We start from the raw sequence: 22,409 nt of genomic DNA on the forward strand, positions 1-22,409 counted from the left end.
ATTTGGAAGACCCGGCTGCAATGCGGCCGGGTCTTTTTTTGCATTATACTTTCATCTTTACGACATTCTTGTAGCTCGTTTCGATGGCCTGTATAGGCGGCACTTTTGCTACGTCCTGCTCAACAAAGAAATGGGTCATACCCGCAAGCTTTCGGTTATCGAATATCTTTTTGAAATCGATAGATCCTGTACCTACTTCGGCAAATGATCCATCTTTCTTATCCATGTCCTTCACGTGCCAGAGCGGAAACCGGCCCGGATATTTCTTGAACAATGCGATGGGATCGATACCGGCTTTCACTACCCAATAGAGATCCAGTTCGAGCTTTACGAGCTTCCGATCAGTCTTACCGGCAATGAAGTCGTAAGGAAGTTGGCCGTCGATCTTTTTGAATTCGAAATCATGGTTGTGGTAGCCAAACTGCAATCCGGCCTTTTTTGCCACTTCACCAGACTTGTTGAACAGATCGACATACTTTTTATACTGGTCGATCGTCTTGCGCTCCGTTTCTGTCAGGTACGCGCAGTTCACATACTTCTGTCCGATTTCCGCTGCATCGTCCACGGCTTTTTGCCAACCATTGCTCAATGTACCTTTGGCCGTTTTATTTTCCACACCTGCTCCGTAATGGCCGCTTACCGGGTTCAGGCCCAGGTCGCCCAGGATCTTCTTGAACTCCTTAGGCGTTTTACCAAAGAATTTACCATCGGAATATCCATACAATTCAACTTCCTTATATCCGATCGCTGCCACTTTTTTCAGCGTGCCCAGCAGGTCTTTGGAGATCTCATTGCGAAGTGTGTAGAGCTGCAAACCGATTTTTGAGGGAGCTTTTACATCCAGGTTCAGCTTAGAGAACATGGGCACAGCCAACGCAAATGCACTGGCTTTGAGGAACGATTTCCGCGAAATCTTTTCGTTGTAATCCATGGGTCAGTATTCGAAAAATTAAAAAATAAACTACGGGGTAATATCAACGGCGCCGGACGCAGAAAGCTTGCGTTTGGTATCTTCATCCAGCTTCCAGTTTTCAGTGAAATAATTGTCGATCAACAGATTGGCAGATGAGTCTTTGAACAAAATAATGTCTTTGAATTCGGAAAGTTTCCGGTGCATGACCGGTACAAACGGGAAGCCCTCATCTTTCATTCCGGCCCACCACGGCAAGCCCGAGCTGACGGCAACATAGTGCCCTTCAACAGGCACCACATAGAACAGTCCGTATGTGGAATCGCCTTTCTTCAAATGCACGGGAAGCTGAGCGGCGTGTTTTGCGATCAATGCATTCGTTTCTTTTGTTCCAAACAATATCAGATTGGAGCTTTCGAGATCACTGGGGCGCACTTCCTTATCGGCAAGCACGCGCGGAAAAAACATGACCCTGCCCAAAAATTCGCCTCTGTACTGCGACCAGCTTGCCGCCTGCGTAGCAATGTCGACGCGCTTTTTAAGTTCTTCCGGCGATGGGATGTCGGCCGTCCCGTACACATACACGTGACGCGACGCGAACGCGGCATAAATCGGGCCTTCAGCGCCTTTTTTCTTGCCAGTGTAAATCGACATAATGCTGGCTGCCTCCATATTCCATTTCCCGGCCGATTCCCTAAACAGAGTCAACACACTGTCGGTTTTTGCAGTCACCGTAGCACCGTCAATTTTAAGTGTCAAAGCAACGCCCGGCTTGAATTTGGGATGGCCATTTAAATTCAATGTAAATTTTTCCAGGTTTTTGGTCGTAATCTCCAATGCATTCTCTTTCGTAAATTTAGCATCGATTTCAGCAAGCTTACCGTAAAGGAACTTATTGAACTGCACCCAGAATGCCTTGTCATATTTGTACTGCTTGCTTACAAACCGCACGTGATCGGGATGCGGATTCCTTTTGAAATCATCAAACCATTGGAAGATATATTCACTGTCATAGGCATTCACCCAGCTGTCGTGCTTCACGTCGACAAATTCCTTATAACTCACTTCCGCACCTAGGTCCTGCAAATGGCTCACCCATTTCTGCGTACCGGCCACCGGCACGACGGGATCGGCGTCGCCATGGAAGAAATGCACTGGGAAATTGGTCGCATTGGCTGCAAGATCGAATGTACCTGCGGGTGGAGCGGGGCATACGGGCGCAATGGCAGCCCATATATCCGGCCGCGTCAGACCGATCCAAAGCGTTCCTCCCCCACCCATTGATAGTCCGGTCAGGAAAGTCCGGTCTTCATCGATTTTAAAGCGCTTTTTCACATCTGTCAGCACATCATAAACATCCTGCTCGGGAATGCCCTGGTAACCGGCCGTTCCTCGCGCATATGGCGATGCCACGATGTACTCCACATTATCCCATTTCGGGAAATAGCGGGTTGCCTCCACATCGGTTTCGCCCTCTGCATTGCTCTTACCGAATACCCTGCGCAATGCAAGGCGGTGATTGGAACCTGCGCCGTGGAGCATGATTACGAGCGGGTACTTTTTATTTTCGTCGAAATTCTCCGGCAGATATAGGCCGTAAGGCTGCTCGGTATCGTCGGCATCGGAGAAAAATGTGAGGACCTGAGGGCCTGAGGGCAATTTTTGTGCAAACACGGTAGCATTAGTAGCTGCAAAACTGAGTGTTATACCCAGCAAGGCGCTTTTCCAGTTAGGTCCCATTAGTTATACGAGTTTTCGTGGGCTAAATATAAATAAAAAAAGGCAGGTCTTCCGACCTGCCTTCCAAGCTACTTAGTGCTTTCAGAGCGATACAAATCTAGTTTGCGAGCTCCTCTTCTTTTTTGCGAACACTGATAACGAGTTGTTCACTCTTTTCTTCATGATCTGCCACCAGCACATCGCCTTCGCGCAGATCACCTTTCAATATTTCCTCTGCAACGGGATCTTCCAGGTATTTCTGGATCGCACGGTTCAAAGGACGGGCTCCGTATTGCGGGTCATATCCTTTTTCCGACAAGAAATCCTTCGCAGCAACTGTCAATTCGATTTCGTAACCCAGACCTTTCACACGGTTGAATAGCTTGCCTAGTGAAATGTCGATAATGCGGTGCAAATCTTCGCGTTGCAGCGAGTTGAACACGATCACATCGTCGAGACGGTTCAGGAACTCCGGAGAGAATGCCTTGCGCAATGCACTCTGGATCGTACCTTTCATAATATCGTCCTGATTGTCGGATCTTGCCTTCGTAGAAAAACCGATTCCTGTTCCGAAATCTTTCAAATCACGCGCTCCGATGTTCGAAGTCATGATGATTATCGTATTTCTGAAATCGACTCTTCTTCCCAGACCGTCCGTCAAAATACCGTCGTCGAGTACTTGCAACAGGATGTTGAACACATCCGGGTGCGCTTTTTCGATCTCATCCAACAATACGACGCTGTAAGGCTTACGGCGGATTTTCTCGGTCAGCTGGCCACCTTCTTCGTAGCCTACATATCCCGGAGGAGCTCCTACCAGACGCGACACGCTGAATTTCTCCATGTATTCGCTCATATCGATACGCACCAGCGAGTCATCTTTGTCAAACAGGTAAGTCGATAACACCTTCGCCAGCTCTGTTTTACCTACACCGGTTGGCCCCAGGAAAATAAATGAACCAATTGGCTTCTTAGGATCTTTCAAGCCCACACGGGTTCTCTGGATTGCCTTTACCAATTTTTCGATTGGTGGATCCTGACCGATTACCTTGGCTTTCAGCTCATCGGCCATATTCAGCAATTTCTTGCCTTCGTCCATCGATACGTTGGTTACCGGAATGCCCGTCATCATCGCTACTACCTCCGCCACATTGTGCTCGGTAACGGTGTAGCGTTTCTGCTTCGTTTCTTCTTCCCAGGCCAGTTTAGCTCTTTCCAGCTGATCGATCAGTTTTTTCTCCCGATCTCTCAATTGGGCTGCTTCTTCGTATTTCTGGCTTTTTACCACCCGATTTTTCTCCTGCTTGATGTTCTCGATTTGTTCTTCGAGTACCAGGATATCTTCGGGTACCGTAATGTTGCTGATATGCACCCTTGCACCTACTTCATCGAGTACGTCGATAGCCTTATCCGGCAGGAAGCGGTCGGTGATATATCTTTCGGACAGTTTCACAGCCGTGCTGATCGCCTCAGGCGTGTAATTCACGTGGTGGTGATCTTCGTATTTGTCCTTGATGTTGGTCAGGATCTGAATCGTTTCTTCGATCGAAGTCGCATCCACCATCACCATCTGGAAACGACGGGCCAATGCGCCGTCTTTCTCGATGTACTGGCGGTATTCGTCCAGCGTGGTAGCTCCGATACACTGGATTTCCCCGCGTGACAATGCAGGTTTGAACATGTTCGAAGCATCCAGCGAGCCTGATGCACCACCCGCGCCCACGATTGTGTGTAGCTCGTCGATAAACAGGATCACATCCGGTGATTTTTCCAGCTCGTTCATCACCGCCTTCATTCTTTCCTCAAACTGGCCGCGGTATTTGGTACCTGCCACCAGTGAAGCCAGATCCAGCGTTACGACGCGCTTGCCGAAAAGTACACGGGACACTTTCTTCTGAACGATCCGCAACGCAAGCCCTTCTGCGATGGCTGTTTTACCAACGCCCGGCTCACCGATCAGGATCGGGTTATTCTTTTTACGACGGCTAAGGATCTGCGCCACACGTTCGATCTCTTTCTCGCGTCCGACGATCGGGTCTAGCTTACCTACTTCCGCCATTTTGGTCAAATCCCTTCCAAAGTTATCCAACACAGGTGTACGGGATTTTTCAGCACCTTTAGATTCTTTACCGGAAGAAGAGCCTCCACCACCTCCAAACATTCCACCTCTGGCTTCATCATCCCCGTCTTCGGTCTCCGGCCCCATATGAGGTCTGGATCCGGATGATTGATATTCTAACATCTCTTTGATGACTTCGTAGTTAACATTGAACTTATGCAATATCTGGGTTCCAACATTATCTTCATCCCGCAAAATGGAGAGAAGCAAGTGTTCCGTGCCAATCAATGTGCTTTTAAATATTTTGGCTTCCAGATATGTGATCTTCAAAACTTTCTCCGACTGCCTGGTCAGAGGTATATTTTGCAAATTCTTAACGTTATTCGTGGCTGCACCTTTGGTTGCCTGCTCGATGGTCTGTCGGACATCGTCCAGAGAAACCCCGAGTTTTTTCAGCAAGCCTATGGCTACACCATCACCCTCACGGATCATTCCTAATAACAAGTGTTCTGCACCAATGTAATCATGGCCAAGACGGAGGGCTTCTTCCCGGCTCATTGAGATTACCTCTTTCACTCTATTCGAAAATTTTGCTTCCATTGTGTAGCAATAAAAAGTGTTTATTATTCTAAACGCTACTTGATCCCTGTTTGTTCAAAATAGCTTTTATTGAGACTTACAGGATCTTAACAAAACACTTTTTGCTTCCGGCCCCATATTAAATAGTAAATCAACAATACTCAGATTCCCCACAAAATCATTCCCGAACGTCTGATAATAAGGTATTGGCTGATAATATTTCCAGGAATTCGGTTGTTTCTTGTTGTTTATTAGCGAAATATCATTCACCACGCTATTTTCATCAAAAACCCCACCTGACAAATTGTACGTAACTTCCTTCCTGACTCCTAATAATCTAAGACAAATTGTCAACAACTCGGCGTTAAGATCGACCAGACGGGACAGCTTCCTTTCATAGACGTGGATAAACTCGTGTGCGTAAAATTCATAAAAAGGAGATTTCCCGTAAGCCGCTTGAAAACAACCCAGATGGCGTCGGGTCCAATCCTGGTGATAGTCGATCAAAATATCTTTTGTGGAGCTGGCTGGCCCGTACCCTTTTACCGGCACTGTCAGCATATCTATTTTATTGGTAGTAAGCACACTGCACCGGTTTCTGTAAGTTTGCTTCACATACCTCTCCTCAATATCAATGTAGACCCGGTCGTACTGTAATATACAAGTAAAATACTCTAAACAAGGCAGATACTGCAATTCAATCCGTACTTCCGTGGACTGATCTTCTTTACTCAAAAATTCTGACACTATCAAATATGGTAAAGGCTTATGATATTATCAAAAAATTTATAATAATTATTTTGTATGGTCAACAATGTTCAATACCAACTTAAATCATTACAATTTTAGCTTCAAAGGAAGATGCTGACGTCGCCTAATCCCTCACGGATAATCTCAAAATCGTCTCCATCGGCTTTCACAATGGTCGATGCTACATTACCACCGTAACCGCCATCAACGACCATGTCGACCTGGTGTTGAAATTTCTCGAAGATGAGCTCCGGGTCCGTTGAATACTCGATGATCTCGTCGTCGTCACGGATGGAAGTAGTAACGATCGGGTTCCCTAACTCCTTTACGATCAAACGCGGAATAAGGTTGTCTGGCACCCGTATTCCTACCGTCTTTTTATTGGTATTCAATAGCTTAGGCACGCTGCTCGTTGCTTCCAGAATGAATGTATACGGCCCTGGAAGCACTCTTTTCATAGTTTTGAATGCCGTATTGCCGACCCTCGCAAAATCAGAAATATGGCTTAGGTCGTAACAGATAAACGAGAAGTCGTTTTTTTGAGGCTTGATACCCTTGATACGCGCTATTTTCTCCACTGCGCGGGTATTGTAGATATCACACCCGAGACCATAAACAGTGTCCGTCGGGTAGATCACCAGACCACCATTACGAAGGCAATCTACAACCTGACGGATTCTTCGTTCGTCAGGGTTTTGAGGATAAATTTTTACAAACTCGGCAGGCATAGGAAAGATTTTGCTTTCCGAATTAACAAAATCAAAATGCAAATCCTTCCTGCGGCATCACTTTTTTTAAATTCTCGATATAAAACCGATATGCAAAATTTACCGGCAAATGCAGCCTGCACATCAGAACGACCAGCTCTGTCTGCCATCCCGGATTCTCGATATAGTTCAATAACCGGCGAAACCGCACAGCCAGTTCGAACTCCTGAGCGTACAGGCACTTTCGGATAAATGTACGTATCCGCGTCGCCAAAAGATCAAATTCTTTTTGATCACGATTAAGATCGTATGCTTTGTTACATACCGTATAATATGAATCGAGCATCCCGCTTCCCTTTTTATAAACCCCTGTTGATAATGAGGTTCTGAGGACCCGCTTTTTGGTCAGGATCTCATCCAGATAAGCGTATTTATACTGCACCGAAGAGCGCACCCAGAAATCAAAATCTTCAAATGCCAGGCTCTCATCATATCCGCCCAGCTGATTCAGGGTGGAAGCGCGCATCATCATCGTCGGTGTGCAGATAAAATAGCGTTCGAGTATATTTTTATAGACATCGCCCGACGGAATGTAACAGGTAGCCTTGCCCTTTCCATCCACGGGATAGTGATTATGTAGTCGCTGCCCGCTTCGACCAATGTAATGTGCGTTGGTAAAAACCACAGCATATTCTTCCGAAAGCTGTTCGAACGCCGCCACCTGTTTCTCGATACGGTCAGCAATCATAATGTCATCGCCAGACAAGTCAATAACATACTTCCCCTGAGCAATCGCAAGGCCCTGATTGAATGCCTTGCACAGGCCCTGGTTACGCCTGTTTCGGATCATTTGAAACGCCGGCGCCTTTGCCTTAAAATCCTCAATAATGCTCAGGGTATTATCTGTGCTCGCATTGTCTACGACAATCAGTTGAACGTAGGGGTAAGTTTGATAAAAGACAGAAGTAAGCGTCTCTTCAATGTACTTTTCCTGATTGAATGTCGTCAGGATTACTGTAACGAGTGGTTTTTCTAAGTTTGTCATGTCGTGCGCGCTGGTGCTCTCCCCGCTGAAGTACGATGTTTGGCAGGAGGTTTACTGACACCGCAGTCACAAAATTACCAACAATATGATCAAGAAACAGGTAATGTTATTATCCGGCAAATCACCGCGTTACCTTACGCCTGGCGCGGGCGCGATGGATACTGGCATTGATCTCGAAACCAAGAATCATGACAAATGCCAGCAGATAAATCCAGATCATCAGCGCGATCATCGTACCAATAGACCCGTAAAGCTTGTTATACGAACTGAAACGCGACAGGTAAAAAGAAAAACCATAGGTTGCCGCCATGATGAGTACCGACGCAATGATCGAACCGGCATTTACAAAGGTAAATTGTCTCCCATGCGAGGGTGCAAACCGGTAAATGATAGAAATCGTCAACATGAGCGACCCAAAACTGATTGCATACCTGGTGACATTCAGCAAGGCAATGAGCCAGTTGTCGCGGATAATATGCCATTCTCCGACAATATTCATCACGGCATCGCCTACGATGAGCAAAACCACGGACAGAAACAGCACAGCCATCAACAAAAGGGTAAGCAACATCGCGATGCCGCGGACGGCCAAAAAACCCCTCGTCTCATGATCTTCATACACCATGTCAAACGAGCGCATCAGCGACATCATACCATTTGTGGAAGCAATCATCGCAAAAATGAAACCAAGTGAAAGTACGCCTGAGCGAGGACGACTTACTATATCCAGAATAGTCTGATCCGCGGCTTCGAAGGTACCCTGTGGCATGTTTTCCCGTAGTAATTCCAAAATTTGCTGATCGAGGTTTTCGATAGGAATATACGGAATGAGGGTAAAAAGAAAGATGATCCCCGGGAAGGCGGCCAGTGTGAGGCTATAAGCCACAGCAGACGCACGCTGATCGATTTCGTGCTTCCTGTTGCTGTTGACCAGGTTCAGGATTACGTCGTACAAGGAAACCGTCCCCCGGAACAACATTGTTTGCTGTAACCAGAGAATAATGCGCTTGATATGGCGGTTTTTCAACAGTTTTTCAAGCATATCCGGCTTCGTATTATCCCTTTGTTTCGAAATAGGGTTTCAGTTTTCCCAAGAGCTTTTCAGGTGCCATACAAAGTTTGCCGTTATCCCTTCTCTGGAATACCAATGTCGTATCTCCCGTATTGAGCAGCACGCGGTCCTGGTTTCTGATCTCATACCGGAAATGAACACGCACTCCCGGCATCTCTTCGATTTTCACGAGAATATTGAGCTCATCGTCATAACGCGCCGGTTTTAGGTATTTGAAATGGCTTTCATAGACGGGCATCATCACCCCTTCATCTTCCATCGCCTTATAATGAAAGTCAAGGCTTCGCAGCGCCTCTACCCTACCGATCTCATAGTAGCGTGCATAATTTCCGTAGTACACATAACCCATCTGGTCGGTATCCGCATAGCGCACCCTGATCCCCTTCACTTCGTAAACAAACATCCCTATTTCATAATTTTCAACCTGTTCAACTCAGCCTGGTACATACGGGCATTATTGAGGTGATCGGCGTAGTTGGTGGCAAAAGCGTGGTAATTCGAAAGGTCCGCTTTGGCACACATATAAATATAATCGTGCTTTTCGTAGTCAAGCACCGCATTCAGCGAGTTGAAATCCGCCACGCGGATCGGGCCAGGAGGCAGGCCCGTATTAATGTAGGTATTATAGGGCGATTTAATCAGCAGTTGCTGGTTCAGAATGCGCTTAATGGCGAAATCCTGTAATGCAAACTTGATCGTCGGGTCGGCTTGCAATGGCATATTGGCATGAAGGCGATTAATGTAGAGACCTGCCACGCGCGGGCGTTCATCTACTTTTTTCGCCTGCTCTTCCTCTACAATGGAAGCAAGGATCGAGACCTGTACGGGCGTCAGACCAATTTCTTTGGCTTTTGCGATCTTTGCATCGGTCCAGAACTTCTTATACTCGCTGTGCATACGGTCGAGGAATTTCTCGGTACCGGTTGTCCAGTAAATATCGTAGGTATTGGGCAAAAACATCGATACGATCGTCAATGTATCCAAACCATACTTTTGACAAACGGCAGGGTCATTCAATGCCTTCCTGAAATTGTCCTCGCCGAAAGCAAAGCGACTTCCGATCCGCTTGATCAGATCTTCTTTGAGCCGGATATTGTTGAATGTCAGTTTTACCGCGTCCTGATTACCAGACATCAGTTTCTTGATAGCCGTGTAGTTATTCGTTTCCGGCTTGATCACATAGCGACCAGGTTTCACGCTTTCAGTGTATTTCAAGAATTTTGCGAGAAACTGAAAAGATATGTGGTCATTGATAACTTCGTATCGATTCAACGAATCCAGCACCGTCTTGTAGGTCGCTCCCTCCGGAACAAGTAATACGAAGCTCGATTTCTTATCGACCTGTAAATTAGGCGTCCTGAAGATCTGCCAGAAGTAAAATGAAAATGTGGTGACGAGGATCGCGATCGTTACAAACAATCCTACTTTAAAGTTACGGGACATCTTTTGCTAGCTATCAGCTTCCGGCTTTTGGCAGTCAGCTCTGTTGTTTCTGATTATTTACAAATTGATTTCAAATGGTATGCCGAATCTTTTAGCAAGCTCGTCTAGTGACAAAACTACCGGTTCGAGCAATTGAATACCCTTGACGCCACGTTCCGCTTCCGTTTCCCGTTCCGGATCACCCGGGATCAAAACTTGCTGCCCATCCACTGCGCGCGCATTCCGGAAGGCACCGATCCATTTGTCCATATCCTGCTTAAATTCCTGTGCCGGTCGAAAACCGTCTACCCGCATCGCACCCAGGAAATGTCCGGTGCCCAGCCCTACACTTTGCTGCACGCCCATAAAGCCGGCAGTCGCAAACGGAGGAACCCATGGCCCGAAATTTGCGCCGGAAAGAACCCCCGAAAAAATATCGACGATTGCCCCGAGACCATATCCCTTGTGGCTGCCATGCTCACGATCCGAACCCAGCGGAAGCAGGCCTCCGCCACTCTTTACCGCATTGGAATCCGTTGTAGGATTACCGTCTGCGTCCTGAGCCCAGCCCAATGGTGCGGGCAGGCCTTTGCGTTGCAGGATCTCGAATTTGCCGTAGGCGACCGCTGTCGAGGCGAAATCAGCTACGAAAGCAGGCTCATTTAACGCAGGCACAGCGACGGCAATCGGATTCGTACCCAGCAGCTTATCCAATGAGAATGTAGGCGTAACAAGCGGTGCTGCATTGGTCATTGTCCAGCCAATCATATCCTTTTGCAAAGCCAGCATCGCGTGATAGCCAGCAATACCAAAATGGTTGGAATTACGTACCGAAACCCAGCCGGAGCCGACTTTTTCGGCCTTCTCCATCGCAATCTCCATTGCCTTCGGAGCGACTACCAGGCCCAAGCCACGGTCTCCGTCAACAACCGCGGTACTGGGCGTTTCATAGACCACCTGAACATTCGGTTTGGGATTAAGCCTGCCATGATCGTAAAGCCGCACATAGCCTGCCAGGCGCGCGATCCCGTGCGAATCGACACCCCTTAAATCTGCGCTGACCAACACCTCGGATGCCAGCCGGGCCTCTTCCTGCGTACATCCTATCGCCAGAAAAACTTCCTCCGTAAAATGTTTTAAATAACTGGCCTGATACATATACGTCAAATGAGTGAACTTCTTTTTAATTTTACCGGCACAGAAGCAAAACAGGGTACCGGACTTGCAAATATCCTAATTCAATCGGCATCGTCCAATATTTCATTTTCACGATCTGATTTTGCCGCTCATCGTTCAATTGTTTCCGTACAGGCCATCTCGTAGCCTGGAAACATTATCTATCTGTTAATCAGCTCCATGACCTGGAGCTACATCATGGAAATCAAAAACTCTTTCCTTAAACGCATCATCAGCTACTTTATAAGAGGGCTGGTGCTGGTGGCTCCCCTGTATGCGACCGTCATCATCATATGGACCGGCGTGGAGTATCTTGACAACATCCTGCCCATCGATATCCGCATTTCCAATGAGCAGTCGGTATATCTGCCCGGCCTTGGTGTACTGATCATCATTTCAGGGATCATTTTGCTGGGATTTCTTTTTTCGACGATTGTTCCCCAGTCATTTTTCAAGTTTACGGAGAGCATTATGCGGCGGATCCCGCTGGTAAGCCTGATCTACTATTCGATCAAAGACCTGATCCTGGCTTTCGTAGGCGACAAAAAGAAATTCAACCAGCCGGTACTGGTCACGATGTATAAAGAAACGAATATCAAAAAGATCGGCTTCATCACGCAAACAGACCTGAGCCACCTCAAGATAGCAGATCATGTAGCTGTTTACATGCCACTCTCGTATGCACTTTCCGGTGAATTGTTTATCGTGCCGACAGAGAACGTGACTTTGCTTGATGCGAAGTCCACCGATGTCATGAAGATGCTTGTTTCAGGCGGTGTATCGGTTAAGGTTTCGAAAGAGGAAACTACTGAGGAAGATTAGTTTAACGGGTTTTTAATGGGCAACAATGCAACAGTTGTGCCCGTTTAAGAGAATGATTCCCTATATTTGAACCATTCTTTTAGTACTATGAGACAACTACTTTCCTTTGTCCTGTTGCTTCTCCTGGGGAATATCAACGCATGGTCGCAAGACCATTATGACCCTAAAAAAGCACTTTCCAGCGAAGAACTCTTTTTAAAGCAAGGCAGCGCAAACCGGGTAATCGCTACTCCGGGCCAAAAATACCTCGTGCTCGATGCGTCACCCGTTATCGGAGGTTTTCACCGGTACCGTTTTTTCCCGGGTGACAACATTAAGTTCCGGATGAAAAACGAAACGATCCGCTTCAACGAAACGATCGCCTCGGTTGACGACTCTTCTTTCACCATAGGTGTTATTAATGAGGCTGTTGGCCGCATGGATTACCAGAGGATCCTTCTTGAAGATGTCAGGTTGATGAAGGTGTCCAAGAGAATCCCGTTTATCTCGCAGGCCGCACCACTGCTCCCACTGGCAGGCCTTATCTTTATCGGAGCCGATTTTTTCAACAAAGGTGTCGATAACAAACGCTATACCACCGACCCTTCTACGCTGATTATCGGCGGATCGCTGATGGCTGCGGGTTTTATTTGCTATAAGTTCACGTTTGCATCCCTGAAAATCAATTCCAGGAATAAGTTAAAAGTGCTCGAAACCTATTAATCCCGAATATCATTCCGAACCGGAATGTCTATTTGTTAAATCAGAATCTTAAAAAGTGAAATCCATTCTCGTCAATCCCCCCCAACAACCCATACGTGCAGAAATTCAGCTTGCCGCATCCAAAAGCGAATGCAACCGTGCCCTGATTATCAATGCGCTCACCGGCTTCCAATCCGAGCTTACCAATATTTCGGAGGCCCGCGACTCGCAAACAATGCTCCGCCTGCTTAATTCAACCGATCCGGTAGCTGACGTAATCGATGCGGGTACGACCATGCGCTTTCTGACCGCCTACTTTGCGGTGACCAACCAGCAAAAAACGATGACCGGTACGCCCCGTATGTGTGAGCGTCCTATCGGCATTCTGGTAGATGCGTTACGGAAACTGGGAGCTGATATCACCTATGAAAAGCAGGATGGCTATCCCCCATTGAAACTGAATGGGTTCACTTACTCGGGAAACAACGAGCTCACCATGCGCGGAGACGTAAGCAGCCAGTACATTTCGGCATTGTTGATGATTGCGCCACAGTTACCCGGCGGTTTGAAAATCAAGCTGGAAGGTGAAGTCGGTTCACGGCCTTATATTGAGATGACACTCAATCAAATGGCCCATTTCGGCATCGATTACCAGGCTGACTGGCAGGCTAATACGTTATACATTCCCGCATTGAAATACCAACCCAAGCCTTACGCCATAGAATCCGACTGGTCGGGAGCAAGCTACTGGTACAGCATTGTCGCATTGGCCGACGACGCAGAAGTGGAATTGCTGGGGTTGAAAAAAAATTCACTTCAGGGCGATAGTGCCATTGTTGACATCATGCGGCACCTGGGAGTAGAAAGTATGTTCACCGATCGCGGCGTGCTGTTGACCAAGATACCCGCAGCCGCATCACTTGGCTGGGACTTTACCAACTGCCCCGACCTCGCCCAAACAGTGGCTGTGTGCTGTGCAGTAAAAAAAATACGACTGTCGCTAACGGGGGTTGAAAGCCTTAAGATCAAAGAAACAGACCGCATTTTTGCGTTACAGGAAGAGCTTCGAAAGCTCGGAGCGGAGCTGAAAGAAGTGGAAAAGGATCATTTATATGAGGTAACGGCCCTCACCGACATTCCAACCGAGCCGGTTCCGTCCATTCACACCTACGACGATCACCGTATGGCGATGGCGTTCGCGCCGGTGGGGATGGTTAGCCCCATAGTGATCGAGGAGCCTGGTGTGGTTGTCAAATCCTATCCCGGCTACTGGAAGGACCTGGCGAAGGTTACTACCTGGGAGGAAGTTTAGAATATCATTATCAACCGATTGATTTATGGAAACTGTCTGGTCTATCCTGGCATCGGTGCCAGTCTGGTGCTACCTGTTACTGGTGCCGGTGTTCATAGCGGTAAGGGACATCCTTCAACGCAAACATACCATTCAGCATAACTTCCCGTTGGTGGGCCATTTCCGGTACATGATCGAGACGATCGGGCCCGAGCTTCGCCAGTACATAGTCGCCAACAACCGGGAGGAACTTCCATTCAACCGCCGTCAGCGCTCCTGGATCTACGCTTCTTCCAAGAAGGAAAACAACTACCAGGGTTTCGGTACCGATCAGAACATGCAGGAAGCGGGTTATGTGCTGATCAAGCCATCGATGCTGCCCTTCAAACTTGCCTCAACCCATAGCCATCATGTCGGCAACGGCAAAGATCCCAACCATTATACGATTCCTTGCGCCAAGATCATTGGCGAATACCATCATCGAAAACGCCCTTATCGCCCGCGCTCCGTGGTGAATGTCAGTGCGATGAGCTTCGGGTCACTGTCCTCCCGCGCCATCGAATCGCTCAACAAAGGTTCTTACAAGTTTGGAAACTACCACAATACCGGTGAAGGCGGTCTGTCGCCCTATCACAAGTATGGTGCAGATGTGGTTTTCAATATGGGCACCTCGTATTTCGGTGTCCGTAACGAGGCGGGTGACTTCGTGATGGAAAAGCTGGTCAAATTGATGGAGAATAATCCGACAGTCCGGATGATCGAACTCAAATTGTCACAGGGAGCCAAGCCAGGAAAAGGCGGCGTACTGCCAGCCAGCAAAATAACAGCCGAGATAGCCGAAATCCGCGGGGTGCCTATCGGTGTCGACGTCGTTTCTCCACCTTATCACAGTGCATTCTCCGATGTCCGCGGCATGGTCGACTTTATCGAACAAATGGCTGAGGCAACCGGGCTGCCGGTAGGCATCAAGTCGGCGGTCGGCAAAACGGATATGTGGGAAGAATTGGCCGATCTGATGGTGGAAACCGGCAAAGGCCCTGATTTTATCACCATCGATGGAGGCGAAGGTGGAACCGGTGCTGCGCCGCCGTCATTTGCCGATCACGTATCGCTTCCCTGGGTATTTGCATTCAGCACTGTTTATAAGATATTTCAAAAGCGAAACCTCAACGATAAGATTACTTTCATTGCTTCGGGAAAGCTGGGATTGCCCGCCCAGGCAGTAATGGCATTTGCAATGGGAGCGGATGTAATCAACGTCGCACGGGAAGCCATGCTGTCGATCGGATGCATTCAGGCACAATCCTGCCACACGAATCGTTGCCCGACAGGGATTGCAACCAACAACAAATGGCTCGAATCCGGTATCGATCCTTCGTTGAAAAGTGAACGTTTCAGCAACTATATGACCACTCTGGCCAAAGAGGTCATTGAAATCACCCATGCCTCGGGTTATGAGCATCCCTGTCAGTTTGGCATGGCCGATATCGATATCTCCATGGGCGACAATAACCGGACGATTACGCTCGCCGATAACTATGGGTATCTCAAAACCATTGTACCTTACCCAGGTCTCGAATCGCTCCTGGATTGCCCCCATTTGGGTGGTCGCGCGGTTCCGGGCCCGAAGGTCGTATAAAGTGAAAATCCTCCACACTTTTGCCTCTGAATAAGTATATATGTACAGCGGCACAAAACGTTGCTTCTAAAACGATAATCCATATTAAATTGGGCATAATACTGTGTTAACCCCGGAAACCGATCATTCCGGCCGAACCGATTTCCAAACCCGGATCCATGAGAAAAACTATACTGATCACAGCACTTTCCTTTTTCTTCCTGCAGACGGCGAATGCACAGGACAATCCCAGGTATCTTGTATTGTTCAAAGAAAAAGGTACGGGCACTTTTTCTGTCGACAAACCCGCCGAATTTTTATCCCAAAGAGCTATCGACCGTCGCAAAAAGCAGAATATTCCGGTCACGGTACAGGATTTGCCCGTGAATGAAGGTTACCTGTTCGCCATCCGGCAAACAGGCGCCAAGGTCATTTACCCCACGCGCTGGTTCAATGGCGCATTGATCGAAGCGTCTGCTGCGCAATTGGCAGATATCAAAAAACTTCCCTTTTATAAAGGCATCGAACTCGACCTGCCCGTTGCCAATTCCAAATCGCCTGGTATCGCCCGTTCGAATGCATCACAAACGAAGTTCGGAACTACAGAAGATGTCGATTATGGCAGTATGAATGCTCAGCTGGCATTAATGGAAGTAGCTGATCTGCACAAAAAAGGTTATCAGGGCGAGAATATGCTGATCGCCATTCTCGATAATGGGTTTACCAAAGGAAATGAAGTAGCTTATTTCAAACAGGTCCGCGATGAGAAACGCATTATCGATACCCATGATTTTGTGGCGCGAGACGGAGACGTATACAATGACGGGTCGCATGGGCTCAGTGTGATGTCTACCATTGCGGCCTATATCCCCGGCACGATGGTGGGAGCTGCATTCAAGGCATCGTTTGCCCTGTATCGCACCGAAAACGATTTTGGCGAATCTCCGTACGAAGAAATTACATGGCTTATAGCCGCCGAGCGCGCCGACAGCCTGGGAGCAGATGTGATCAACTCATCGCTGGGGTACAGCACATTCGACGACGAGTTTAACTCTCCTGCCTATAACCATAATTACAAGGATATGGACGGCAAAACCACCATTATCAGCCGCGCTGCGCGCTATGCGACACGCAAGGGCATACTGGTGGTCAATTCGGCTGGTAATGATGGCAACAACAGCTGGCGCTACATATCCGCTCCGGCTGACGTCGACTCGGTCCTGACGGTAGGAGCTACTGCCTACGACAGGAGCTATGCATCACTCAGTTCTGTAGGCCCGAACTCAGCGGGTATCCAAAAGCCTGATCTCGCTGCCGTAGGAGCCGGAACCATCATTGGTAACCTGGCTGGAAGCGCTTCCAGTGGATACGGCACCTCCTATTCCTCTCCTCAAATCGCAGGCTTGGCCGCCATCCTGTGGCAAGCCTTCCCTAGCCTGACAGCCCAGCAGATTATATATGTGTTGAAAAAATCGGGACACCAGGCATCCGCACCGGATAATCTGCTGGGTTGCGGCGTGCCCAACGCGATCAAAGCACAGGAAATCGCAACGAATGAATTCAAACCGCTCGGTGCCGGGGAAGATCTGTTCAGCAGTCTGACATTATCCCCTAACCCTGCCCGGGAAGAAATCGCCATCGACGTACCGGCCGCCTTTGCCGGAAAAGAAGCGTTCATTAAAATTCACTCGCTCACCGGAACTGCGCTACGCACCACACGCACACGCCTGCGCGAAAAAGAAACACTACGCGTTGGCGACCTCCCATCGGGCCTTTACGTAATCCGTGTGCAGGTAGGCGTACAGGAAAGGACATTGAAATTTATAAAGCAGTAGTTTTCCGGACCATCCGTAGAATAGATTCCGAACCCTCGAAATCCTGGACTTTGGAAACTGGTACCCATTGCACGTCCTTTGATTCGCTATTCAGGACTACTTCCTGCCGGTCGTCTATTTTGAATGCAAAACGGATATCATAATGATAGTGCGCCGGAATGTCCTTGCTGGCAGGGATCAGGTGTACATCCACATCAAAAATACCGTCGTTAAGGGTCCTGAGGTCCGTAATGCCGGTTTCTTCAAGCACCTCTTTTACGGCAACTTCCCGCACATCGGGATCACCGTCACAGTGCCCGCCCGGCTGGAACCAGCGATCCAGCTTGCGATGATGCATCATGAGGACCGCGTCTTTCCCAGGTGATAACACCCATCCCGAAGCGGTAACATGTCCTTTCAGCAGGTTTCGCTCAAAACAATCCGGATGTTCCTTTACAAAATCAACGGTATCGCGGTGCATTTCTGCCTCCGCGCCGGCCTCTGGCTCGTAAGCGGCCAATAGCGAAAGTAAACTGTCCCTTTTCATTTAGACTATGTGATAATTTCCTTCTAATTTCGGCACAAGTTTAAACAACTGAGCAATAAACCACCTTATTCAAGCAATGAAAAAGTATCTATTATCCATGTCCATGGCAGCCATAATGGCTACAAGCGCTCTTGCCCAGCGTGTTCCCCAGCCAAGCCCGGCTGCCGGCGTGATGCAAACCATCGGCGTAACCGACTTCACTGTCAAATATTCCCGCCCCTTTATCAAAGGCCGTAAAGTTTTCGCCGAAGGCTCAGCATTGGCTCCCTACGACCAGATCTGGCGCACCGGTGCCAACATGGCGACCACGTTCGAAGCCAGCACCGAGTTTACATTCGGAGGTAAAAAAGTACCTGCGGGGAAGTATGCACTGTTCTCCATCCCTTCCGGTGCTGCCTGGACGGTTATTTTGAACAAAAACTACAACCAGGGCGGCAGTGACAACTATAAAGAGTCGGAAGATGTGGCCCGCGCAATGGTAGTACCTACTTCCAGCGAATTCAATGAGGCATTTAAAATCGAAATCGAGCCGGTAACCGATAGTACGGCTCTTTTGAATCTCTCGTGGTCGTCAGTAAATGTACCTGTACCCATTGCGGTGAGCACCGAGTCGCTCACTTTGACTGCATTGAACAAAGCGGTTGCTGAAAAACCGGAAGACGTAGCGACATTGCAAAGCACTGCCGGTTACCTGCTTTCGAAAGGCAAAGATTTGCAAGTAGCGCTTTCACTCGCCGACAAGGCAATCGGTTTGAAAGAGTCATTCGGCGCGTTGTGGACCAAGGCACAGATCCTCAATAAACTCGGGAAAACCGCGGAAGCAATACCAGTCGCACAAAAAGCACTAACAGTGGGCGCTGCGGCACCCGACGGTGCTTACAACTTCTACAAACCCCAGGTAGAAAAAGCCATTGCCGACATGCAGGCCAAAGCCGCTCCCGCCAAAGAGGTTATCCCGGCAGCCAAAAAGAAGAAGAAATAATAATGGGTACCGCCGGAAGAGTCCCGGCGGTTTCTTTTTATCTGAAAAACCGGGGAACGCTCCACTGGTAACGCACCGCCAGAATGCGGAGTACGATGATGACGAGGGCAGATGCAATGAATGTCACATTACGCTCGACACCCAGGCTGTCAAGAATCAGGTAGAAACAGGCGCCGGTAAAGCAAGCCGTCGCATATACCTCTTTCCGGTAAATGATCGGGATTTCATTCGTCATCACATCCCGGATCACCCCGCCCATGGTGGCGGTGAAAACACCCATAATTACAGCAATTTCCGGCCTCACCCCCAAATGCAATGCCTTTTCAGTTCCAACCAAAGTAAAGAGGGCGATACCGAAAGTGTCGAACAGAAATAGCGTTTTCCGGAGCTTAAGCAAGAATCGATAAAAAATAAAGGTAATGAGGATGCCCAGGATAATGGCGTGAATGATGGTAATGTCACTGATCCACACCAACGGATAACTGCCCAGCAGTACATCTCTGAGCGTACCGCCGCCAATGGAGGAAATAAAGGCTGTGAAGCTCGCACCAAACCAATCCTGATGCTTTTGGTCCTTCACAGCCAGTGCGCCGGAAATAGCGAATGCAAATGTCCCGACAATCTCTAAAATATATTGAATGCTCATTCCGTGATGATCATTACACGGCCACCGGGGCCTTGATTCCCGGCCACGGATTGTAATTCTGAAGTTCGAAATCCTCAAAACGAAAATCCAGCACATTACGGACCTCCGGATTCAAAACCATTTGCGGCAAAGCCCTCGGTTCGCGGCTCAACTGCAATTCAACCTGTTCTAGGTGATTCAGGTAAATGTGGGTATCACCACCTGTCCAGACAAAATCCCCCAGATCCAGGTCGCACTCCCTCGCGATCATCATCGTCAGCAATGCATAGCTTGCGATGTTGAAAGGTACACCCAGGAACACATCTGCACTGCGCTGATAAAGCTGGCAGGAGAGCTTACCCCGCGTCTCGCCTGCTTCGGTATCCGGTGGCGCCACATAAAACTGAAACAATGCATGGCAAGGATGCAGCTTCATGTCCGAAAGCTCCGCCGGGTTCCAGGCAGATACGATGATTCTGCGTGAGTCAGGCGTGCTTTTAAGTTGGTTCAAAACCTCTTTCAACTGATCCACCGACTTACCATTTGCCCCCTCCCAGCTTCTCCATTGCTTGCCGTAAACAGGTCCAAGGTCGCCATTTTTATCGGCCCATTCATTCCAGATCGACACACCGTGTTCTTTCAGATAACCGATGTTGGTGTCACCCTGTAAAAACCACAGCAGTTCGTGGATGATGGATTTGGTATGAACCTTCTTCGTGGTCACCAGCGGGAATCCCTTTTTAAGGTCAAAACGCATTTGGTATCCAAATACGCTGATCGTGCCCGTACCGGTACGGTCCGTTTTTCGAACTCCTTCTTTCAGAATATGGCGCAGTAGATCGTGGTATTGTTGCATGAATATTTTTTGTTTACGCCGAAGCGATTTCAACGTCGTAGGTAATGGTTGCGAGTGCTTCCAATTGGGCGGTTGCCGAGCAGTATTTCTCCATCGACAGGCCTATCGCCCGGTTGATCTTACTCTCATCGAGATTATTTCCTGCAAATTTAAATGTCAAATGTATTTTGCGGAACGGCTTACGCTGGGTATCTGGCTCCTGCTCGCGGTCACCATCTGCTACAATACGAAAATCAGTGATCTCCTGACGTTGCTTTTTAAGGATCAATACCACATCGATAGCGCTGCAACTGGCCAGGCCCATCAATAATAACTCCATCGGCCTGACACCCAGATTAGTACCACCTATTTCAGGGGAGCCGTCGGTATGTACTTTCACTTCGGAGGAACCGGTGCCTTCGAAATGGAAGGCGTCATTTACGCGGACTAGTTCTACTTTCATAATGAGTTGTCCTGATCAAAAGGACCGTTAATTACATGCAATGTTTGTTTTGGTATACGTGCTGCACTGCCTTAGCCTCTATCCCTTTCGCCCGCACATTATCTAAAGCCTTTGGAGCTGACCAAAGTTCAAATATACTGGATCGGTACGGAATCGGCTATCCCGGCAAGGAATTTCAGCCGGATTAGCCTTATATTCGTTTCCCCAAAAGGTTTGTCAAAAATACCTGCCCGCTTTGGATGGCACGCGTATTTTGTCTGCTGCGATCTACCTTTTGTAAGAAACAGGCATGTAAATTAGATTCCTGCATTTAAACATCAGAAACCATGTGGAAAGAAGAAGATAATAAACTAAAAAAGAGCTTTTCGTTCAAGGATTTCCGGGAAGCTTTTACTTTTATGAATAAAGTGGCCGATGTTGTCAATGAAATGGACCATCATCCATACTGGACGAATATGTACAACAAAGTCAGTTTTGAATTGAATACCCACGATGCCGGAGATATCGTAACAGACAAAGACCGTAACCTGGCTGCTGCGATCGACAGGATTTATAACGCATGAAGCTTTACATAGTACCCACGCCGATAGGCAATCTCGAAGACATTACATTAAGGGCAATCAATGTGCTGAAAAGCGTTGATGTGGTTTTGGCAGAAGATACCCGCACTTCCGGGAATCTGCTCAAACACCTGGGCATTTCGAAGCCCTTGCATAGCTATCATATTCACAATGAGCACCAAACTGTGGCCCGGGTGGTGGAGCGTATTCGCAAAGGCGAAACGATGGCACTCGTGTCCGACGCCGGAACACCCGCAGTATCGGATCCCGGCTTCCTGCTCGTGCGGGCATGCATCCGCGAGGGTATCGATGTAGAATGCCTTCCAGGCCCCACCGCGTTTGTTCCCGCGTTGGTCAATTCCGGCCTGCCTAACGACCGTTTTGTGTTCGAAGGTTTTTTACCCCATAAAAAAGGAAGACAAACCCGGCTTCAGAATCTGGCTTCCGAGGAGCGCACGATGGTGTTTTATGAGTCGCCCCACCGCCTGGTAAAGGCATTGCAACAATTCGCCGAGTTCTTTGGTGCCGATCGCCAGGTATGCGTTTCCAGGGAGCTGACCAAGATTTATGAGGAAAATGTCCGTGGGACCATTACCGAAGTCATTGCTTATTTTGGTGAAAAAACGGTAAAAGGCGAAATCGTCATCGTCCTGGCCGGTAAGCAGGATGACAAGAAGAAATCAGACTCAGACGAGGACTAACCTATAAAAAACCAATGCATTTGCCCTGCCC

General features: G+C 48.3%; 22 protein-coding genes. 8 read left to right on the forward strand and 14 right to left on the reverse strand.

Annotated elements, in window-relative coordinates:
• Window positions 1–43 precede the first annotated feature (43 nt).
• The 10 genes from BP71_RS34525 to BP71_RS34570 form a co-directional block, all read right to left on the reverse strand.
• Entirely contained in the window at window positions 44–931 is an 888-nt protein-coding gene (locus BP71_RS34525) for a sugar phosphate isomerase/epimerase family protein (protein WP_496386236.1), read from the reverse strand.
• 30 nt (window positions 932–961) lie between these two features.
• A complete protein-coding gene (locus BP71_RS34530; RefSeq protein WP_496386237.1) occupies window positions 962–2,650 on the reverse strand; it encodes a carboxylesterase family protein in 1,689 nt (562 codons plus the stop codon).
• A gap of 97 nt (window positions 2,651–2,747) precedes the next feature.
• A complete protein-coding gene (locus BP71_RS34535) occupies window positions 2,748–5,288 on the reverse strand; it encodes an ATP-dependent Clp protease ATP-binding subunit (protein ID WP_496386238.1) in 2,541 nt (846 codons plus the stop codon).
• Between the two features lie 66 nt (window positions 5,289–5,354).
• Complete coding sequence (locus BP71_RS34540) at window positions 5,355–6,014, reverse strand: WbqC family protein (protein ID WP_496386239.1); 660 nt, start codon at window positions 6,012–6,014, stop codon at window positions 5,355–5,357.
• A gap of 104 nt (window positions 6,015–6,118) precedes the next feature.
• Entirely contained in the window at window positions 6,119–6,745 is a 627-nt protein-coding gene (locus tag BP71_RS34545; RefSeq protein ID WP_496386240.1) for an L-threonylcarbamoyladenylate synthase, read from the reverse strand.
• A 31-nt stretch (window positions 6,746–6,776) separates the two neighbouring features.
• The gene (locus tag BP71_RS34550; RefSeq protein ID WP_496386241.1) at window positions 6,777–7,769 is read right to left on the reverse strand and encodes a glycosyltransferase family 2 protein; all 993 of its coding nucleotides are present in this window, start codon (window positions 7,767–7,769) and stop codon (window positions 6,777–6,779) included.
• A gap of 121 nt (window positions 7,770–7,890) precedes the next feature.
• On the reverse strand, window positions 7,891–8,811 hold the full coding sequence (locus BP71_RS34555; RefSeq protein ID WP_496386242.1) for a YihY/virulence factor BrkB family protein: 921 nt from the start codon (window positions 8,809–8,811) through the stop codon (window positions 7,891–7,893).
• A gap of 13 nt (window positions 8,812–8,824) precedes the next feature.
• On the reverse strand, window positions 8,825–9,244 hold the full coding sequence (locus tag BP71_RS34560; protein WP_496386243.1) for an acyl-CoA thioesterase: 420 nt from the start codon (window positions 9,242–9,244) through the stop codon (window positions 8,825–8,827).
• Between the two features lie 2 nt (window positions 9,245–9,246).
• Entirely contained in the window at window positions 9,247–10,284 is a 1,038-nt protein-coding gene (gene mltG / locus BP71_RS34565; RefSeq protein ID WP_496386244.1) for an endolytic transglycosylase MltG, read from the reverse strand.
• A 57-nt stretch (window positions 10,285–10,341) separates the two neighbouring features.
• Window positions 10,342–11,421, reverse strand: a complete 1,080-nt coding sequence (locus tag BP71_RS34570) for an Ldh family oxidoreductase (RefSeq protein WP_496386245.1) — start codon at window positions 11,419–11,421, stop codon at window positions 10,342–10,344.
• A gap of 198 nt (window positions 11,422–11,619) precedes the next feature.
• On the opposite strand from BP71_RS34570, the gene BP71_RS34575 reads away from it, so the two are divergent.
• From BP71_RS34575 to BP71_RS34595, 5 genes are all read left to right on the forward strand, one after another.
• On the forward strand, window positions 11,620–12,261 hold the full coding sequence (locus BP71_RS34575) for a DUF502 domain-containing protein (RefSeq protein WP_496386246.1): 642 nt from the start codon (window positions 11,620–11,622) through the stop codon (window positions 12,259–12,261).
• Between the two features lie 87 nt (window positions 12,262–12,348).
• Window positions 12,349–12,963, forward strand: a complete 615-nt coding sequence (locus BP71_RS34580; RefSeq protein WP_496386247.1) for a hypothetical protein — start codon at window positions 12,349–12,351, stop codon at window positions 12,961–12,963.
• A gap of 55 nt (window positions 12,964–13,018) precedes the next feature.
• The gene (locus BP71_RS34585) at window positions 13,019–14,254 is read left to right on the forward strand and encodes a 3-phosphoshikimate 1-carboxyvinyltransferase (RefSeq protein WP_496386248.1); all 1,236 of its coding nucleotides are present in this window, start codon (window positions 13,019–13,021) and stop codon (window positions 14,252–14,254) included.
• Between the two features lie 25 nt (window positions 14,255–14,279).
• Window positions 14,280–15,872: an FMN-binding glutamate synthase family protein gene (locus BP71_RS34590; protein ID WP_496386249.1), complete on the forward strand. Its 1,593-nt coding sequence runs from the start codon at window positions 14,280–14,282 to the stop codon at window positions 15,870–15,872.
• A gap of 158 nt (window positions 15,873–16,030) precedes the next feature.
• The gene (locus BP71_RS34595) at window positions 16,031–17,686 is read left to right on the forward strand and encodes a S8 family peptidase (RefSeq protein WP_496386250.1); all 1,656 of its coding nucleotides are present in this window, start codon (window positions 16,031–16,033) and stop codon (window positions 17,684–17,686) included.
• On the opposite strand, the gene BP71_RS34600 is transcribed toward BP71_RS34595, so the two are convergent.
• On the reverse strand, window positions 17,673–18,212 hold the full coding sequence (locus BP71_RS34600; RefSeq protein WP_496386251.1) for an NUDIX hydrolase: 540 nt from the start codon (window positions 18,210–18,212) through the stop codon (window positions 17,673–17,675). The two genes, BP71_RS34595 and BP71_RS34600, sit on opposite strands and share 14 nt — an antisense overlap.
• A 76-nt stretch (window positions 18,213–18,288) precedes the next feature.
• Between BP71_RS34600 and BP71_RS34605 the strand changes: the two genes are divergently transcribed.
• Window positions 18,289–19,194 carry a DUF2911 domain-containing protein gene (locus BP71_RS34605; protein WP_496386252.1) on the forward strand — a complete coding sequence of 302 codons (906 nt, stop codon included), beginning with the start codon at window positions 18,289–18,291 and terminating at the stop codon, window positions 19,192–19,194.
• A gap of 37 nt (window positions 19,195–19,231) precedes the next feature.
• Here the strand turns inward: BP71_RS34605 and BP71_RS34610 are convergent, their stop codons facing one another.
• The 3 genes from BP71_RS34610 to BP71_RS34620 are packed head-to-tail and all read right to left on the reverse strand — an operon-like array spanning window position 19,232 to window position 21,117.
• The gene (locus BP71_RS34610; protein ID WP_496386253.1) at window positions 19,232–19,840 is read right to left on the reverse strand and encodes a trimeric intracellular cation channel family protein; all 609 of its coding nucleotides are present in this window, start codon (window positions 19,838–19,840) and stop codon (window positions 19,232–19,234) included.
• A gap of 13 nt (window positions 19,841–19,853) precedes the next feature.
• On the reverse strand, window positions 19,854–20,675 hold the full coding sequence (locus tag BP71_RS34615; RefSeq protein WP_496386254.1) for a thymidylate synthase: 822 nt from the start codon (window positions 20,673–20,675) through the stop codon (window positions 19,854–19,856).
• Between the two features lie 13 nt (window positions 20,676–20,688).
• Window positions 20,689–21,117: an OsmC family protein gene (locus BP71_RS34620; RefSeq protein WP_496386255.1), complete on the reverse strand. Its 429-nt coding sequence runs from the start codon at window positions 21,115–21,117 to the stop codon at window positions 20,689–20,691.
• A 326-nt stretch (window positions 21,118–21,443) separates the two neighbouring features.
• Here BP71_RS34620 and BP71_RS34625 point away from each other — a divergent pair, with 326 nt between their 5' ends.
• Both BP71_RS34625 and rsmI read left to right on the forward strand, forming a co-directional pair.
• Window positions 21,444–21,680, forward strand: coding sequence for a 4a-hydroxytetrahydrobiopterin dehydratase (locus BP71_RS34625; protein WP_496386256.1), 237 nt, complete (start codon window positions 21,444–21,446; stop codon window positions 21,678–21,680).
• Entirely contained in the window at window positions 21,677–22,378 is a 702-nt protein-coding gene (gene rsmI / locus BP71_RS34630; protein WP_496386257.1) for a 16S rRNA (cytidine(1402)-2'-O)-methyltransferase, read from the forward strand. The genes BP71_RS34625 and rsmI overlap by 4 nt, the downstream gene beginning before the upstream one ends.
• Window positions 22,379–22,409 lie beyond the last annotated feature (31 nt).

This window comes from Dyadobacter ginsengisoli DSM 21015, from assembly GCF_059568735.1.

Bases quoted from the DNA above. Each gene is read 5' to 3' on its own strand.
- BP71_RS34525 (WP_496386236.1), bottom strand. From the start codon at position 931: ATGGATTACAACGAAAAGATTTCGCGGAAATCGTTCCTCAAAGCCAGT.
- BP71_RS34530 (WP_496386237.1), bottom strand. From the start codon at position 2,650: ATGGGACCTAACTGGAAAAGCGCCTTGCTGGGTATAACACTCAGTTTT.
- BP71_RS34535 (WP_496386238.1), bottom strand. From the start codon at position 5,288: ATGGAAGCAAAATTTTCGAATAGAGTGAAAGAGGTAATCTCAATGAGC.
- BP71_RS34545 (WP_496386240.1), bottom strand. From the start codon at position 6,745: ATGCCTGCCGAGTTTGTAAAAATTTATCCTCAAAACCCTGACGAACGA.
- BP71_RS34550 (WP_496386241.1), bottom strand. From the start codon at position 7,769: ATGACAAACTTAGAAAAACCACTCGTTACAGTAATCCTGACGACATTC.
- BP71_RS34555 (WP_496386242.1), bottom strand. From the start codon at position 8,811: ATGCTTGAAAAACTGTTGAAAAACCGCCATATCAAGCGCATTATTCTC.
- BP71_RS34560 (WP_496386243.1), bottom strand. From the start codon at position 9,244: ATGTTTGTTTACGAAGTGAAGGGGATCAGGGTGCGCTATGCGGATACC.
- mltG (WP_496386244.1), bottom strand. From the start codon at position 10,284: ATGTCCCGTAACTTTAAAGTAGGATTGTTTGTAACGATCGCGATCCTC.
- BP71_RS34570 (WP_496386245.1), bottom strand. From the start codon at position 11,421: ATGTATCAGGCCAGTTATTTAAAACATTTTACGGAGGAAGTTTTTCTG.
- BP71_RS34575 (WP_496386246.1), top strand. From the start codon at position 11,620: ATGACCTGGAGCTACATCATGGAAATCAAAAACTCTTTCCTTAAACGC.
- BP71_RS34580 (WP_496386247.1), top strand. From the start codon at position 12,349: ATGAGACAACTACTTTCCTTTGTCCTGTTGCTTCTCCTGGGGAATATC.
- BP71_RS34590 (WP_496386249.1), top strand. From the start codon at position 14,280: ATGGAAACTGTCTGGTCTATCCTGGCATCGGTGCCAGTCTGGTGCTAC.
- BP71_RS34595 (WP_496386250.1), top strand. From the start codon at position 16,031: ATGAGAAAAACTATACTGATCACAGCACTTTCCTTTTTCTTCCTGCAG.
- BP71_RS34600 (WP_496386251.1), bottom strand. From the start codon at position 18,212: ATGAAAAGGGACAGTTTACTTTCGCTATTGGCCGCTTACGAGCCAGAG.
- BP71_RS34605 (WP_496386252.1), top strand. From the start codon at position 18,289: ATGAAAAAGTATCTATTATCCATGTCCATGGCAGCCATAATGGCTACA.
- BP71_RS34610 (WP_496386253.1), bottom strand. From the start codon at position 19,840: ATGAGCATTCAATATATTTTAGAGATTGTCGGGACATTTGCATTCGCT.
- BP71_RS34615 (WP_496386254.1), bottom strand. From the start codon at position 20,675: ATGCAACAATACCACGATCTACTGCGCCATATTCTGAAAGAAGGAGTT.
- BP71_RS34620 (WP_496386255.1), bottom strand. From the start codon at position 21,117: ATGAAAGTAGAACTAGTCCGCGTAAATGACGCCTTCCATTTCGAAGGC.
- BP71_RS34625 (WP_496386256.1), top strand. From the start codon at position 21,444: ATGTGGAAAGAAGAAGATAATAAACTAAAAAAGAGCTTTTCGTTCAAG.
- rsmI (WP_496386257.1), top strand. From the start codon at position 21,677: ATGAAGCTTTACATAGTACCCACGCCGATAGGCAATCTCGAAGACATT.